This is a genomic window from Cupriavidus oxalaticus, assembly GCF_004768545.1.
In the GTDB taxonomy this organism is placed as follows: Bacteria; Pseudomonadota; Gammaproteobacteria; order Burkholderiales; family Burkholderiaceae; genus Cupriavidus; species Cupriavidus oxalaticus_A.
Map to the genome: position 1 here is coordinate 624206 of NZ_CP038634.1, position 13595 is coordinate 637800.

Sequence of the window (13595 nt, forward strand, 5' to 3'; positions counted from 1 at the left end):
GTTTCAGTCGGGCCTGGCCGGCTACTGCCGCAGGCCGGTGGCGGCCTCGATGGAGCGGACCATCTCCATCAACAGCGGCGCCACCTTCTTTTCCATCATCCCGCGCTTCACCTGCGAGCCGGGCACGGCGCAGTTGAACAGCAGCGGGCGGTTCAGGTATCGGATGCGCGAATAGACGCCCACGCCGTACACGCCGATGCCGGCATCGCCCTCGTTGAGCGCGAAGCCGCGCTTGGGGTAGTGCGCCACGTTGTGGCACAGCGTGTCGTAGAACGCCGCGTATTCCTCGGGCCGCTCCTCGCGGGCGGCCACCATCAGGCTTTCGAACTCCGCCTTCGACAAGGTGCACAGGTAAGCCCGGCCCATGGCCGTGCTCAGCACCGAGCGCACGGCGCCGGTTCCCGGCCGCGCCGGGGTGCCCTCGTTGTGGGTACAGGACTGCAGGTAGGTAACGTCGAGCCGGTGCGCCACGCCCATCGACGCAGCGCCCTCGATGCGGTCGGCCAGCGCCTGCATCAGCGGACGGGCCACGTGGCGCACCTGCAGCCCGGCCAGGTACGGATAGCCCAGCGCCAGCACCTGGGCGCTGACGAAGTACTTGTCGAGCTTGGGATCCCAGTCGAGGTAGCCCAGCTCGAACAGCGTGCGGCAGATGCGCGAGACGGTGGCGCGCGGCAGCTGCAGCCGCTGCGCCAGCTCGCCGTTGCCGAGCGGGCGCGGCTCGTCGATAAAGCAACGCAGCAGGGCAAAGCCCTTGGCCAGCAGGCCGCCGAAGGACGGGTCCTCGCGGCGGCGTTCGGCAATGAATTGTTCGACCGGCAGGTTCATGGCGTTTTCCTCTTTACCCAGTCTGGGACAGCGCGTGATCGAGTGTCAAAAAGCGGAATCAATTTCCACATATTGGAAATATAGGCCATCGTGTTGACCCCTCCGGCGTGCCGCCCATAAGGTTCTCCGGCATCGGACACAGATTCGAAAAGGAGACAAGACATGAAAAACCGCACCTTTTCACGCCGCCGGCGTGTCGTGCTGATCACCGCCGCGGCCTTGTGCCTGCTGCCGTCTGGCGCAGGCGCCGAAGATGCTTACCCGACCAAGCCCGTGCGGCTGGTGGTGGCGTACCCGGCAGGCGGCCTGACCGACACGCTGGCGCGCGCGCTGGCCGATGGTCTCGGCAAGCGGCTCGGCCAGACCATCGTGGTCGAGAACAAGGGCGGCGCGGGCGGCATTATCGGCAGCGACCAGGCGGCCAAGGCGGCGCCCGACGGCTACACCCTGCTGCTGACCATTCCCGGCCCGATCACCGCCAACCTGGCGCTGTACAAGAAACTGCCCTACGACCCGCGCACCGACCTGCGCCCGATTTCCGACATCGCCACCGCGCGCACCGTGCTGGCGGTCAATGCCACCGTGCCCGTCAAGACCGTGGCCGAACTGATCGACTTTGCAAAGAAGGAGCCCGGCAAGCTGCGCATGGGTTCGTGGGGACCGGGCACCCAGCCGCATACCATCCAGACCTACATGGCCAGGAAGTATGGTGTCGACATCCTGCACGTGCCCTACCGCGGCGAGGGACCGATGGTGACCGACCTGCTGGCGGGCCAGGTCAACGTCACGGTGGGCTCGGTCACCGCGCTGCAGCAGCACTTTGCCGGCGGCAAGCTGCGGCCGATCGCCGTGACCGGACCGCGCCGCGCCAGGTCGCTGCCCGACGTGCCCACCTTTGCCGAGGCCGGCTATCCCGACGACGCCTACCGGCTGACCGGGCCGATCACGCTGATGGCCCCGGCCAAAACACCCCAGCCCATCATCGACCGCCTGGGGCGCGAGGTCAGCGCGCTGGTGAAAAGCCCGGCGTTTTCGAAGCGGATCGAGGACATGGGCGCCGAGCCCATCGGCAACACGCCGTCCGAGGCGGCCAGCGCCTACACCGCCTACCTGCCGGTGGTGCTGAAGCTGACCGCCGACACCGGGGTCACGCTGGACTGACGCCGCCCCCGGAGCGCCAGCCATGCGCCTTAGCCAGATCCAGGACTTCATCGCGGTGGCGGAAGGCGGCAGCACTTGTAACTTGAAACCGGTTCGGCACGCCTCGAAGCGATTTGCAGGCCGCTAAACTCAGGTGTGACATTTTTTCCCACGGCGCGGCCGAGGTACCTGCGGGCACTACAATGCTGCAAAAATTGCACCGGCAGCGCCCGCCTCCATGATCGACCTTGCAAGACGACGCCTGCGCGTACGCCTGAACCCCGCCGCGATGATCGTCCCGGCGACCATCGCCCTGGCGGTTGCCATCGCCGGACTGGGCGCCGCGGCACTGGCCCAGATGCGCAGCGACGCGCTGGCCGGCGCCAGCGAAGCCTCGGCCAATCTGGCGCTCACGCTGGAGCGCAGCATCTCGCGCAACCTGCATATCTACCAGTTCGCCATCGCCGGGGTCGCCGATGCCATGCAGGACCCGGAAGTGATGCAGCTGCCGACCGCCTTGCGCCAGCGCGTGCTGTTCGACCGCTCCATCAACGCCGAGGACATGGGCTCGCTGCTGGCCACCGATGCCAGCGGCAACCTGCTGCTCGATTCGCACCAATGGCCGCCGCGCGCCGTGAACCTTGCCGACCGCGACTATTTTCAGGCCCACGTGCACGACGCCAACGCCGGCATCTTCCTCAGCCAGCCGTTCCAGCCGCGGCTCACCGCGCAGAACAAGTCCATCGGACTGAGCCGGCGGGTGTCGGGGCCCGATGGCGCGTTCCGCGGCATCGTCGTCGGCACGCTGCGCCTGAACTACTTTCGCAAGCTGTTCGATGGCGTCAGCCTCGGCGGCGGCGGTACGCTGACGCTGCTGCGCACGGACGGGACCATCATCATGCGCCGCCCCTACGACGATGCGTCGGTGGGCCGCAATATCTCGGCCAGCCCTTCCTTTGCACCGCTGCTGCGGGGCACCGAAGGCAGCTTTATCGGCATCGCCGCGGTCGACGGCGTGCGGCGGCTGTACAGCTACCGGCGCCTGCCCGACTTCCCGCTCATGGTGGTGGTCGGGCTCTCGGTCCACGACGTGCTGGCCCCCTGGTACAAGCGCGCATGGTGGTTTGCCGGGCTGATTGCCGTGGTCGATGCGCTGATCGTGGCGCTGGCGGTGCTGCTGTCGCGCCAGTGGCGCCGCCGCCTCGACATGGAGGCGCACCTGCGCCTGATGGTGAATACCGATGGCCTGACCGGCCTGGGCAGCCGGCGCGCGCTGGATGACGCCGCCGACAAGGAATGGCGGCGGGCATGGCGCGACGGCCAGCCGCTGTCGCTGCTGATGGTCGATGTCGACCACTTCAAGCAGTTCAACGACCGCTACGGCCACGTTGCCGGCGACGATGCGCTGGCCGCGGTCGGCGACAGCATCCAGAAGCAGATCCGCCGGCCGGGCGACTATGCCGGCCGCTACGGCGGCGAGGAATTCGCGATCCTGCTGCCCGGCACGCCGGCCGCCGGCGCCGCGAGGATCGCCGAGGCCATCCGGCATGCGGTGCAGGCACTGGAGATCCCGAACGCGACCAGCCCGCTCGGCACGCTGACGGTCAGCATCGGCGTTGCCACCAGTTCGGCCGGCGGCGGGGATGCCGGGCCGTTCGCGGACCTGCGCGCCTTCCTGCATGGCGGCGACCAGGCGCTCTACCTGGCCAAGCGCGACGGCCGCAACCGCGTGGTGATATTGGGCGAGGCCACGCCGGCGCTGGCCGTCTGATGCGCTCGCCTGTCCGGCGATGCAGCGCGCTGCAGCACGATGCAGCGCCTCAGTGCGTCCGGTGCAGGTACGCTTCGACGTAGCTCACGCCGAACTGGATCAGGTCGCGGGTATCGCCGGAATGGTGCCCCGCCTCGGCAGACACTACCAGCGCCTGGGCCAGTTCGCGCAGCCGGTTGCGCAAGGCCTGCTTGTCCGATCCCGCTGCGCTCCTGAAGTGGGCAACGGCCTTCTCGGCGGCGTCCGCGATGGCGACCGCGGTCGCCTGGCCTTGCTCTCCCGCCTTGACGGCAGCGTTCACGATCTCGTCGACATAAAGCGCCACGATGGGCGTCACGCCGTCGATGCCGGTCCTTACCGGATGGCGGGTCGCTTCGCCCCGGGCCTGCTCGTCCACGACCACCTGCGCCCGCCCGCGTAGCGGCGCGATCGGCGGCGCTGGCTGGCCGCTGTGCCGCATCGAGCCAAAGCGCTGGGCAAAATGCCAGGTAAATTCGGCACCCAGCAGGAAAATCTGCGCGGCGTAGTACACCCATAGCAGCAACACCACCAGCGAACCCGCGGCGCCATACCCGCTGGCCACGCCGCTCTTGCCGATGTACAGGCCGATCAGCAACTTGCCCAGCGTGAACAGCAGCGCCGTGACGACGGCGCCAAGCCAGACGTCGAACCAGCGGATCTTGGTGCGCGGCATGATCTTGTAGATCATCGCGAACACCACGGTCGTCAGCACCAGGCTGATGGCAGTGTCCAGCGCATGCCCGACCGCCTCGTCGATGCCTAGCAGCGGTCCCCATTCACGCCCCATCGCCGAAATGCCGGCACTGAGCAGCAGCGACACGACCAGCAGGAAGCCGATGCCCAGGATCATGCCGAACGACAGCAGCCGCGCGCGCAGCAGCGAAAACAGGCCCGAACTCTTCTGGCGCTGCGGGACCCGCCAGATGCGGTCGAGCGCCGACTGCAACTCGGCGAACACCGTGGTCGCGCCGATCAGCAGGGCCACCACCCCGATGATGGCGGAGACCGTGCTGGCGGCCGGCTCGCTGACCGCAACCAGCATGTCTTCGACCACCTCCGCGCCTTCGGTGCCGATCAGCCCGCTCAGCTCGCTGACGACCTCGCCGCGCGCCGCTTCCGCGCCGAATATCACGCCCGCCACGGTGATGACGATCATCAGCAGCGGGGCAATGGAGAAGACGGTGTAGTACGCCAGCGCCGCGCCCATGCTCGGGGCATAGTCGTCGATCCAGGAGTTGATGCTCTCGCGGATCAGCTCGAAGGCGGCGCGCGGCGACACGGGGCCAAGGGATAGCATGCGAGGTCCTGTCGCGACGTGTCCTGCATGGCAATAGCAAATCCCATTCCAGAGCAACGGCGCCCGCAATGCGGCGCCTGGGGAGGCACGCTGGCCGGTCCATCATGCAACGGGCGCTTCCAGAATTACCAGGCGCGCGCGCTCGGCTATGCCGCATGTGCCTGCCAGAGTACGCGGCGGGTGGTCCGGCGCGAATAAACCTGGGCGTGCTGTCGCAGGCCTTCATGGCCGCAGTGGCGGCGGCACGGCCCGCCTATGACGTGCCGTCGCGCGGCGCGGCGGTAGACCCGCGCACGATCAGCTGCGGCGTCAGCTGCACGGTGACGGCATCGGATCCCGGCTTGTCGATCTGCCGCAGCAGCAGCCGTGCAGCCTCCTCGCCCATCTCATGGACGGCGATGCGCACCGTGGTCAGCGGCGGCGTCAGCGCGTCGGCAAAGGGCATGTCGTTGTGGCCCACTACCGAGATGTCGGCGGGGCAATGCAGCCCGCGCTCGCGCAGCAGGTCATAACAGCCCATCGCCACCAGGTCATTGCCGGCGGCGATCGCGGTGACCGCCGGAAAGGCTTCCAGCAGTTGCGCGCACGCCAGCTTGCCGGCCTCGCGCGAATAGCTGGCGGCCTCGATCACGTGCCAGGCGTCGCGGCGCAGGCGGTGCCGCCTGACCGCCTGGACAAAGCCCTCGCGCCGCAGGAAGCCGGTGGACAGCGCGGCCGGGCCGGCGATATGGCCGATATGGCGATGGCCCAGGCCGGCCAGGTGGTCTACCGTCAGCCGCATCGCCAGCAGGTTGTCGCTGACCACGCACGAGACCCGGCCCGTCTCTTCGCCGCGATTGACCGTGACCACCGGGATATGCTGCCGGATGCAGTAGTCGAGCACCGCGTCCTCGCGCTCCGCCGTCGCCAGCACCAGCCCTTCGACCTGCCGGCCGATCATCTGGTCGATGATGAAGCGCTGCCGGCTCTTGTCGGTGCCGGCGTTGACGACGATGGGCACGTAGCCCTGCTGCGCCAGCACCGACTCGATCCCCGCCAGGATCGGCGGGAACACCGGGTTGGCGATGTCGGGCAGCACCACGCCTACCAGCCCGGAGCGCTGCGTGCGCAAGCCGGCGGCGATGCGGTTGGGGCGGAAGCCGCGCGCCTCGGCCACCTCCAGGATGCGCGCCGCCACGTCCTGCGCCACCAGGTGCCGCGTGGCCGGGTTCATGACCCGCGAGACCGTCGAGTAATGCACGTCGATCTCGGCGGCCAGGTCTTTCAGGGTGAGGCGCTTGCGCTCGGACATGACGGCTGGTTGTTGGGCGGCGGGCCGGGAATGGGAGATGCGATATTTTAAGGCGCATTGCTGATGGGGGGTGGGGACGGGGGCCTGAATGAAGTCTTGGGCTTCACTTCGCCGTCGTCCTTCACGTGGCTGTGGCTGGACATCTGGCGGATATTTGATATGCCCTGGTTTCGCCCTGAAGGGGCGAGTCACTTTTGCCCGAGCGGCAAAAGTAACCAAAAGCGCGTTTTCTGCCCTGGGCGGGCGGCCACTCTTATCGTAGCGTGCCGGGGCTTTCGTACGGGGCTGCGCTTCGTTGCAAAGCAGGACTGTGGTGCGCCACCATGGCTCGGCATTGACACGGTGATTGAACGAGCCCAGAGCTGTGGGCGGCCCCTGCTGCTGGCGGCAACGCAGGAACGCCTGCGGCTGCGCTGCGCGCCTGCAGTATCGCAGGTCAGGGGCTCGGGCACGTAACGCGTCGCTGCGCTCGCTTGGCGCCGTCGCGGCGCTGCCCGCAATCCATTCTATCCGGCTTGTTTGCTCCCCTCTCCCGCAAGCGGGAGAGGGAGCACACAATCGGCAAGCCTGGCCATCGCGATGCCCTGCCCTTACTCCCCAGCCCTGACCCCTGACTGCCGCACCACCGGCGCCAGCTTGCCGATTTCCGCCTGGATATACGCGGCAAACTCCTGCGGCGATGAACGCCGCGGCTCGGCGCCCTGCGCCGCCAGGCGCTCGCGCACGTCGGGGGATGACAGCGCCTTGCCGATCTCGGCGTTGAGGGCATCGACGATCTCGCGCGGCGTGCCGGCCGGGGCGAGGATGCCGAACCACGAATCGAAGGCATAGGCCGGCAAGCCCGACTCCGCTACGGTCGGGATATCCGGCAGCGCGCTGGCCCGCCTGGCCGTGGTCACCGCCAGCGCGCGCAGCTTGCCTTGCCTGACGAACGGCATCGCCGAGACGGAGGGCGCGAACATCATGTCGCCGCGGCCGGCCATGACGTCGGTAAGCGCTTCGCCGGTGCCCTTGTACGGGATATGCGTGATGTCGATGCCGGCCTGCATCTTGAACATCTCGCCGCTCAGGTGCGTGGAGCTGCCGGAGCCAGCCGAGTCAAAGTTCAGCGCGCCCGGCGTGGCCTTGGCCGCCGCCACCACGTCGCGCACCGACTTGTACTTGCTGGCCGCATTGACCACCAGCACGTTGGGCACGCTGGCCACCAGCGAGACCGGCGCGAAGTCCTTCACCGTGTCATAGCCGAGCCTGGGATACAGCGTGGCGTTGATCGCATGCCCGACCGACACCAGGATCAGCGTGTAGCCGTCCGGCGCCGCCTTGGCCACGCCGGTCGCGCCGACAGTCCCGCCCGCGCCGGGCCGGTTGTCGACGATCACCTGGTAGCTGCCGCCCTCGGCCATCTTGCTGCCGAGGATGCGCGCCAGGATATCGGTGGCGCTGCCGGCCGAGAACGGCACCACCAGCCGGATCGGCTTGCTGGGGTACTGGGGCTGTGCACTGGCGGCGGGGGCGGCCGCCAGCATCAGCGTCGAAGTCAGCGCCAGCACGGCGCCCTGGATGGATCGAATCATTCCTTGTCTCCTCAATGCTAGTCGGGACGCGTGTGCCGCGCCTCAGAAGAAATGCCGCATGCCGAGCGCGACGGTCTGCGGGTCGGCGCCCGCGCTTACGCCCAGCTCGTTGATGGCAAAGTCATAGATCGCGTTGCGCTTGTTGTTGATGCGACTGTAGTACGCAAACAGCGCCGTGCGCTTGGACAACGGATAGTCGTAGCCCACCGTGACCTGCGTCGCGCCCGTCTCCGCGCCGCTGCGGAAGAAGCCGACGGTCTCGGTGGCGTTGCCGGCGCCGTTGCTGGCCAGGCCAAAGCCGACCCGCACGCTGCCCGGCCCCAGCTTCTGCACCACCGACGCGTAGTAGCCGTTGCGCGTGAGGTCGCCGGTGGCGGTGCGGTAGTGCAGCCGTTCATAGAGCAGCGCGACGGTGGTCGTCGGGAACTTGTAGGAAACGCCCGCCTTCATCGCATCGTCGTTGCGGCCCGCGGTCTGGTAATGCTGGTGGATTTCATAGGCCAGCACCACGTTGAGGGGGCCGTTGTCGTAGGCGGCGGAGAACGAGTACAGCCCCGGGTTGCGCGGCACCGTGGTCTTTTCCTCGTTGATGCCCCACGCGGCGGCGCCGCTGAAGCCCGCCAGCGACGGCGACTTGTAGACGATGATGTTTTTCTGCCGTCGGTCGAACGCGCTGGTGTCCTGCACGTTGTCCGAGCTCGACGTGGAGCCGTTGCCGATCAGCGCCATATACCCCGCCGTGGTTGGGTAATACGGATCGTAGGTCGAGGTCGCCTCGGTATAAGGCGTCTGCCAGTGCCCCATGAACAGCGTGCCGGCGCTGCCCTGCAGCCCGATGCGCGAATTGCGCCCCGCGATCTGGCCCTGGCCGGTGTCGAGCGAGACGTTGCTCTCGATCTGCCAGATTGCCTTGAGGCTGCCGCCCAGCCCTTCCTCGCCGCGCATGCCGAACACGGAGCGGTTGTTGGTCAGCCGGCCGACGCCGCCAAGGCGCGTGCCGTCGGTCGCCGTATTGGCGTAGGAATACTCCAGCGCGGTGTTGAGGCGCCCGTACAGCGTCACGGACGACTGCGCGCCGGCGTGGCCGGTGCAGGCCGCGCCCATGGCCAGCAGCAGCAAGCGGCACCGCTTGGGAACGGATGTCATTGGTCTACCCCTTTGGTTGTGGTCATTCTTTTTGTAATCACCTTTTTGGTCAGCGCCGTTTATTTCGGGGCTGCAATCGTTTGCATCACGGCACAAGAAAATCAGGCCTTCGGATACGGCATCGCCAGCAGCAGCAAGGCGGGCCGGTTGCCGGGATTGGAGACCTGCCGCGCCTCGCCCGGCGCCAGGCGCACCGAGTCGTACTGTCCCAGCGTGACGGCCTCGTCCGGCGTGCGCACGCAGACTTCGCCCTCGAGCACGACGTAGTGCTTTTCCACCGGCGAGGCATCCAGCGCGGTATGGCCGCCTGGCAGCAGTACCGAGACGCCGAGCCACAGTGCCTCGGACGGGCCGGCCTCGTGTCCCTGCAGCCGCAGGCAATGCATGCCGTCGTGGTTGGGCGGGAAATACGCCGGCGCCCGGGCAAAGCGGGTCGTGTTCATGGCTTGAGCACCACGCGCTCGGTCGCGCCTTGCAGGACCGCGCGGTATGCGTCCTTGGCATTGGCCAGCGCATAGGTGTAATCGGACAGCACCGGGAACGGCCGCAGCGCGCCCGCGGCGAACATTGGCGCAAGCTGGTCCAGGATGTGCGCGCACGCGCCGCTGTCCAGGGCCAGCGTATCGACGCCAACGTATGTATGCTGGCCGCGGTAGAAGGCGAAGATGTCGAACGGCACCGGCTTCTCGATGGTCGAGATGAAGATCTGCGCTGCGCCGATGGCCATCGCCTGGTTGGCTTGCTCGAAGTACGGGCTGCCGACGGTGTTGTAGACGATGTCGGCGCCATGGCCGCCGGTCTCGTCGCGCACCACTTCTGCGATCGCTTCGCGGCTGGCGTCGATCATGCGCACTGCGCCGCTGGCATGGCCGCGGTAAGGCTCGGCCGTACGCTCGACGGCAAAGACGCGCGCGCCCAGCGCCGTGGCGATCTGGATGGTGGCCTGCCCCACCTTGCCGTTGCCGCCACAGACCAGCACGGTGCTGCCGGCCTGGGGCATGCCGGCGCGGCGCAAGCCTTCGTAGGCAGTGATGAACGGCACGCCCACGGCGCCGGCCTCCAGCAGCGACACCGACGCCGGCTTGGCGCGCACCGCACTGGCCTGGATGCGCAGGTACTTGCCATGGGTACCGTCGCGGCGGATGCCGAGCTCGCCGCCGCTGCCCCACACCTGCAGGCCCAGCAGCGCGGCCGGCCCGTCGACCACCAGGCCGGCATAGTCGCGGCCGGGCGTGCGCGGCCACACCGCATGCGGCATCAGGCCCAGCGTCGCCTTCACGTCGCTGGGATTGACCCCGGCACTGGCGACTTCGATGATGCATTGGTCCGCCGCGGCATCGGGGCGCGGCACGCCGAGCAGTTCGAGCTGCAGCGCCTCGATATCGGCGGCTTTCTGGTTCACGCGGATCGTGTTCATAAGTTCTTTCCTTTCAGGAATCGGCAATTCGGTTGGCAAGGCTCAGGCTTCGCGCAGCCCCAGCGTGCGGCGCGCCTCGGCGGGCGACGCGATCTCGCCGCCGAGCGAGCGCACGATGTCGCGGGCCTTGGCGACCAGCGCGGCGTTGCTGGGGGCCAGCACGCCCTTCTCCAGGTAGATGTTGTCTTCCAGGCCGACACGCACATGGCCGCCGGCCAGCCATGCCTGCGCCACGATCGGGAATTCGGCGCGGCCGATGCCGAAGGCGGACCAGTGCGCGCCGGCGGGCAGCATGTTGCGCGCATAGAAAATCGTTTCGGGCGTGGGCGCGAAGCCGTATTTGACGCCCAGCACGAAGGTCCACAGGCCAGGCCCGTCGAGCACGCCGTCGCGGATGAAGTCGAGCGCCATGTTGAGGTCGCCCGAGTCGAAGATCTCCAGCTCCGGCATGACGCCGGCGGCGCGGATCGCGGCGGCCATCTTGCGCACGTTGGCGGGCGTGTTGATGACCACGTCGCCCCCGGAATTCATGGTGTTGAGGTCGAGCGAACACACATCGGGGCGCAACGCGGTGATGTGCTCGACGCGCTTGCCCGGAGGCAGCAGCGTGGTGCCCGGCGCGGCCACGCGCGGCTCGTCCTCGCTCGGCACGAAGCGGCCGCCGGGTCCGGTGGTGAGGTTGATGATCAGCGTGCGGTTGCGCGCGCGGATGCGGTCGATGACGTCGGCGTAGTATTCGAGCGCCATCGACGGGCGGCCCGTTTCGGGATCGCGCACGTGGATATGGGCCGCGGCAGCGCCGGCTTCGGCGGCTTCGAGCGCGGCGTCGGCGATCTGCGCCGGCGTGACCGGCAGGCCGGGATGCTGCTCGGGGGTGACGATATTGCCGGTCACCGCGCAGGTGATGATGGTCTTGCGTGCGTGCATGAGCGAACGTTGGTGAAGAACAAGAGAAAAACGGAGCGTGGCGCCGGGCTAGCCGAGTTGCCTGCCGCCGTCGACGACGATGGTGGTGCCAGTGGCAAAGCGCAGCGAGGTAGCGCACGCGGCAATGGCATCGGCCACGTCCTGCGCCTGGCCGATGCGCTGCAGCGGCGTCGTCCTGGCGGCGCGCTCGTTGAAGCTGCTGTCGCGGCCGGGCACGAAGTCGCTGTCGACCACGCCGGGCGAGACGTTCAGCACGCGGATCTGCGGCGCCAGTGCGCGCCCCAGCGACATCGCCATGGCGTCGAGCCCGGCCTTGGCCGCGCAGTACGCCACGTTGCTGCCCTGCCCGTTGCGCCCCGCGATGGAGCCGACGTTGACCACCAGCCCGTCGCCGCTGGCGCGCAGGTGCGGCGCAAAGGCGCGGATCGCGGCGAACTGGCCGCGCCAGTTGATGGCAAAGAGTTCGTCGATCAGCGCGTCGTCGAGCGCGTCGAGGTCGGCGTGCGGGATTGCCCGCGTAAAGCCGGCGGTATTGACCAGCATGTCGGCGCGGCAGTAATGGCAGATGACTTCGTCGGCCAGCGCGCGCAGCGAGGCGCTGTCGGCAACTTCCGCGACGGCGGCAAGATGGTTGCCGGCCGGCAGCGCGGCCGCCGCGCTGGCCGCCTTGTCGGCGTCGCGGCCGGTCAGGACGATGCTCGCGCCGAGGCGGGCCAGCGTTTCACCGGCGGCAAAGCCGATGCTGCCGGTGCCGCCGAGGATCACGGCAACCTTGCCGGAAAGGGGGGATGCGCTCATGTTCGGAGTTGAATTTGCGTGAAAGGAAATCGGCCGGCGTTCAGTCGATCGGCGGCTTGGGAAAGGTCTGCTGCCCCGGCTCCAGCGTGAAGTCGAAGTCCAGCGTGTAGAACGGCGCCGGCACGTCGCCCCACGGGCTGCTGCCCTGGTCGTGCAGCTGCAGCGTGCCGACCAGTTGCCGGTGCACGCCGAAGGTGACATCCGAGGCCAGCTTGTCGGCCTCGTCGGCAAACACCTGCGTCACCAGCGTCCGGTATCCCGGCGCGGCGACGATGAAGTGGATATGCGCCGGCCGGTACGGATGGCGCTGTTGCGCGGCCAGCAGCGCGCCGACCGGGCCATCGGTCGGCACCGGATAGCCGGCCGGACGCACCGTGCGGAAGCGGTAGCCGCCGTCGGCATCGGCATGGAAGCAGCCGCGCAGGTTGCGGTCGGGCTGGGTCGGGTCCTGGTTGTCGTACAGGCCGACCGGCGAGGCCTGCCATATCTCGACCAGCGCGCCCGCCAGCGGCGTGCCGTCGGTGCCGCGCACGGTGCCGCTGACCAGCAGCGGCAGGCCGGGCGCGTCGTCCTGCACCACGCAGTCGCCGCAGGCATAGCGCGGCGCGTTGGCGCGGTAGAACGGTCCCAGCAAGGCGCCGGGCGTGCGGCCGTCGCGGGTGCTGTTGTTCATCACCGTCACCAGGGTCGACAAACCCAGGACGTCGGCCGCGAGCACGACCTCGTTGTGCGTGGCATGCGTCGCATGGCCAAGGCTGGCGAGCCAGCCCAGCGCGAACTCGAACTCTTCGTCGGTCAGGCGCGCCTCGCGCAGGAAGCCATGCAGATGGCGGACCAGCGCATCCATGACGAAGCGCAGGCGTGGGCTGGCGGTGTCCGCCATCGCGGCCTGGACGATGCCGGTGACCGAATGTTCGTCGTCTATCAGCGTGGGGCGCGGGGCCGGCGATACCTGCCGCGCGATCGATGTTTCCATGTCACTCCTCCTTTGCAAACGTTTGCATTATTATCGGCGGCCAGCACCGGAGGTCAAGGCGAAAGTTCGGGCCGGCGGGGCCCCGCCCCCTTTCGCGCCGCCGGAAATCACAATCAAAACAAGCCGCTACGCCTCGTCTTCAGGACAAACCCTAGGCGGTCCCCGCTCGCGCGGAGGGTGGCATTTGTGGGTACACCTGCCTATATATGCCTTACCAGGCACTAACCGGCGATATACCGACATGCCAGCGAGCGCTGGTCGCGCCACAATGCAACGGCAGCGTGGCCCCTCCCGTTCATACAAGCGTTGGACTGGTGGAAGCCCGGTCACAATCGTTGCCGAGGACTTGGCACAGTAATCGCTGACGTGCAGAAAGCCCGACGTGCCTGCGATGCCCGGGTTCCTGGCC

General features: G+C 68.2%; 12 protein-coding genes. 2 read left to right on the top strand and 10 right to left on the bottom strand.

The features are described 5' to 3' along the window. Nucleotides 1-21: 21 nt before the first annotated feature. A complete protein-coding gene (locus E0W60_RS02680) occupies nt 22-828 on the bottom strand; it encodes an IclR family transcriptional regulator (RefSeq protein WP_133094364.1) in 807 nt (268 codons plus the stop codon). 162 nt (nt 829-990) lie between these two features. On the opposite strand from E0W60_RS02680, the gene E0W60_RS02685 reads away from it, so the two are divergent. Both E0W60_RS02685 and E0W60_RS02690 read left to right on the top strand, forming a co-directional pair. Then, nucleotides 991-1989, top strand: coding sequence for a Bug family tripartite tricarboxylate transporter substrate binding protein (locus E0W60_RS02685; RefSeq protein ID WP_135702936.1), 999 nt, complete (start codon nt 991-993; stop codon nt 1987-1989). 217 nt (nt 1990-2206) lie between these two features. After that, on the top strand, nt 2207-3739 hold the full coding sequence (locus E0W60_RS02690; protein ID WP_133094362.1) for a sensor domain-containing diguanylate cyclase: 1533 nt from the start codon (nt 2207-2209) through the stop codon (nt 3737-3739). A 49-nt stretch (nt 3740-3788) separates the two neighbouring features. Here E0W60_RS02690 and E0W60_RS02695 read toward each other — a convergent pair whose 3' ends face one another. The 9 genes from E0W60_RS02695 to E0W60_RS02735 all read right to left on the bottom strand — a co-directional run bounded on the left by E0W60_RS02695 (nt 3789) and on the right by E0W60_RS02735 (nt 13186). Next, nucleotides 3789-5057 (bottom strand): YihY/virulence factor BrkB family protein, encoded by a 1269-nt coding sequence (locus tag E0W60_RS02695; RefSeq protein WP_133094361.1) that lies wholly within the window; start codon nt 5055-5057, stop codon nt 3789-3791. 253 nt (nt 5058-5310) lie between these two features. Further along, on the bottom strand, nt 5311-6348 hold the full coding sequence (locus tag E0W60_RS02700) for a LacI family DNA-binding transcriptional regulator (RefSeq protein ID WP_133094360.1): 1038 nt from the start codon (nt 6346-6348) through the stop codon (nt 5311-5313). A gap of 590 nt (nt 6349-6938) precedes the next feature. Beyond that, nucleotides 6939-7922 (bottom strand): tripartite tricarboxylate transporter substrate binding protein, encoded by a 984-nt coding sequence (locus E0W60_RS02705; RefSeq protein ID WP_135702937.1) that lies wholly within the window; start codon nt 7920-7922, stop codon nt 6939-6941. 42 nt (nt 7923-7964) lie between these two features. Beyond that, nucleotides 7965-9068, bottom strand: coding sequence for a porin (locus tag E0W60_RS02710; protein WP_133094358.1), 1104 nt, complete (start codon nt 9066-9068; stop codon nt 7965-7967). A 101-nt stretch (nt 9069-9169) separates the two neighbouring features. Beyond that, complete coding sequence (locus tag E0W60_RS02715) at nt 9170-9511, bottom strand: cupin domain-containing protein (RefSeq protein WP_133094357.1); 342 nt, start codon at nt 9509-9511, stop codon at nt 9170-9172. Then, entirely contained in the window at nt 9508-10485 is a 978-nt protein-coding gene (locus tag E0W60_RS02720; RefSeq protein WP_133094356.1) for a quinone oxidoreductase family protein, read from the bottom strand. The genes E0W60_RS02715 and E0W60_RS02720 overlap by 4 nt, the downstream gene beginning before the upstream one ends. A gap of 42 nt (nt 10486-10527) precedes the next feature. After that, nucleotides 10528-11412, bottom strand: a complete 885-nt coding sequence (locus E0W60_RS02725) for a 3-keto-5-aminohexanoate cleavage protein (RefSeq protein ID WP_135702938.1) — start codon at nt 11410-11412, stop codon at nt 10528-10530. 48 nt (nt 11413-11460) lie between these two features. Beyond that, nucleotides 11461-12210, bottom strand: coding sequence for an SDR family NAD(P)-dependent oxidoreductase (locus E0W60_RS02730; RefSeq protein WP_135702939.1), 750 nt, complete (start codon nt 12208-12210; stop codon nt 11461-11463). A 40-nt stretch (nt 12211-12250) separates the two neighbouring features. Next, nucleotides 12251-13186 carry a dioxygenase gene (locus tag E0W60_RS02735; RefSeq protein WP_133094353.1) on the bottom strand — a complete coding sequence of 312 codons (936 nt, stop codon included), beginning with the start codon at nt 13184-13186 and terminating at the stop codon, nt 12251-12253. Nucleotides 13187-13595: the final 409 nt, after the last annotated feature.

What these genes read in the sequence shown, in the direction of transcription:
- E0W60_RS02680 (WP_133094364.1), bottom strand. Translation starts at nt 828, where the DNA reads ATGAACCTGCCGGTCGAACAATTCATTGCCGAACGCCGCCGCGAGGAC.
- E0W60_RS02685 (WP_135702936.1), top strand. Translation starts at nt 991, where the DNA reads ATGAAAAACCGCACCTTTTCACGCCGCCGGCGTGTCGTGCTGATCACC.
- E0W60_RS02690 (WP_133094362.1), top strand. Translation starts at nt 2,207, where the DNA reads ATGATCGACCTTGCAAGACGACGCCTGCGCGTACGCCTGAACCCCGCC.
- E0W60_RS02695 (WP_133094361.1), bottom strand. Translation starts at nt 5,057, where the DNA reads ATGCTATCCCTTGGCCCCGTGTCGCCGCGCGCCGCCTTCGAGCTGATC.
- E0W60_RS02700 (WP_133094360.1), bottom strand. Translation starts at nt 6,348, where the DNA reads ATGTCCGAGCGCAAGCGCCTCACCCTGAAAGACCTGGCCGCCGAGATC.
- E0W60_RS02705 (WP_135702937.1), bottom strand. Translation starts at nt 7,922, where the DNA reads ATGATTCGATCCATCCAGGGCGCCGTGCTGGCGCTGACTTCGACGCTG.
- E0W60_RS02710 (WP_133094358.1), bottom strand. Translation starts at nt 9,068, where the DNA reads ATGACATCCGTTCCCAAGCGGTGCCGCTTGCTGCTGCTGGCCATGGGC.
- E0W60_RS02715 (WP_133094357.1), bottom strand. Translation starts at nt 9,511, where the DNA reads ATGAACACGACCCGCTTTGCCCGGGCGCCGGCGTATTTCCCGCCCAAC.
- E0W60_RS02720 (WP_133094356.1), bottom strand. Translation starts at nt 10,485, where the DNA reads ATGAACACGATCCGCGTGAACCAGAAAGCCGCCGATATCGAGGCGCTG.
- E0W60_RS02725 (WP_135702938.1), bottom strand. Translation starts at nt 11,412, where the DNA reads ATGCACGCACGCAAGACCATCATCACCTGCGCGGTGACCGGCAATATC.
- E0W60_RS02730 (WP_135702939.1), bottom strand. Translation starts at nt 12,210, where the DNA reads ATGAGCGCATCCCCCCTTTCCGGCAAGGTTGCCGTGATCCTCGGCGGC.
- E0W60_RS02735 (WP_133094353.1), bottom strand. Translation starts at nt 13,186, where the DNA reads ATGGAAACATCGATCGCGCGGCAGGTATCGCCGGCCCCGCGCCCCACG.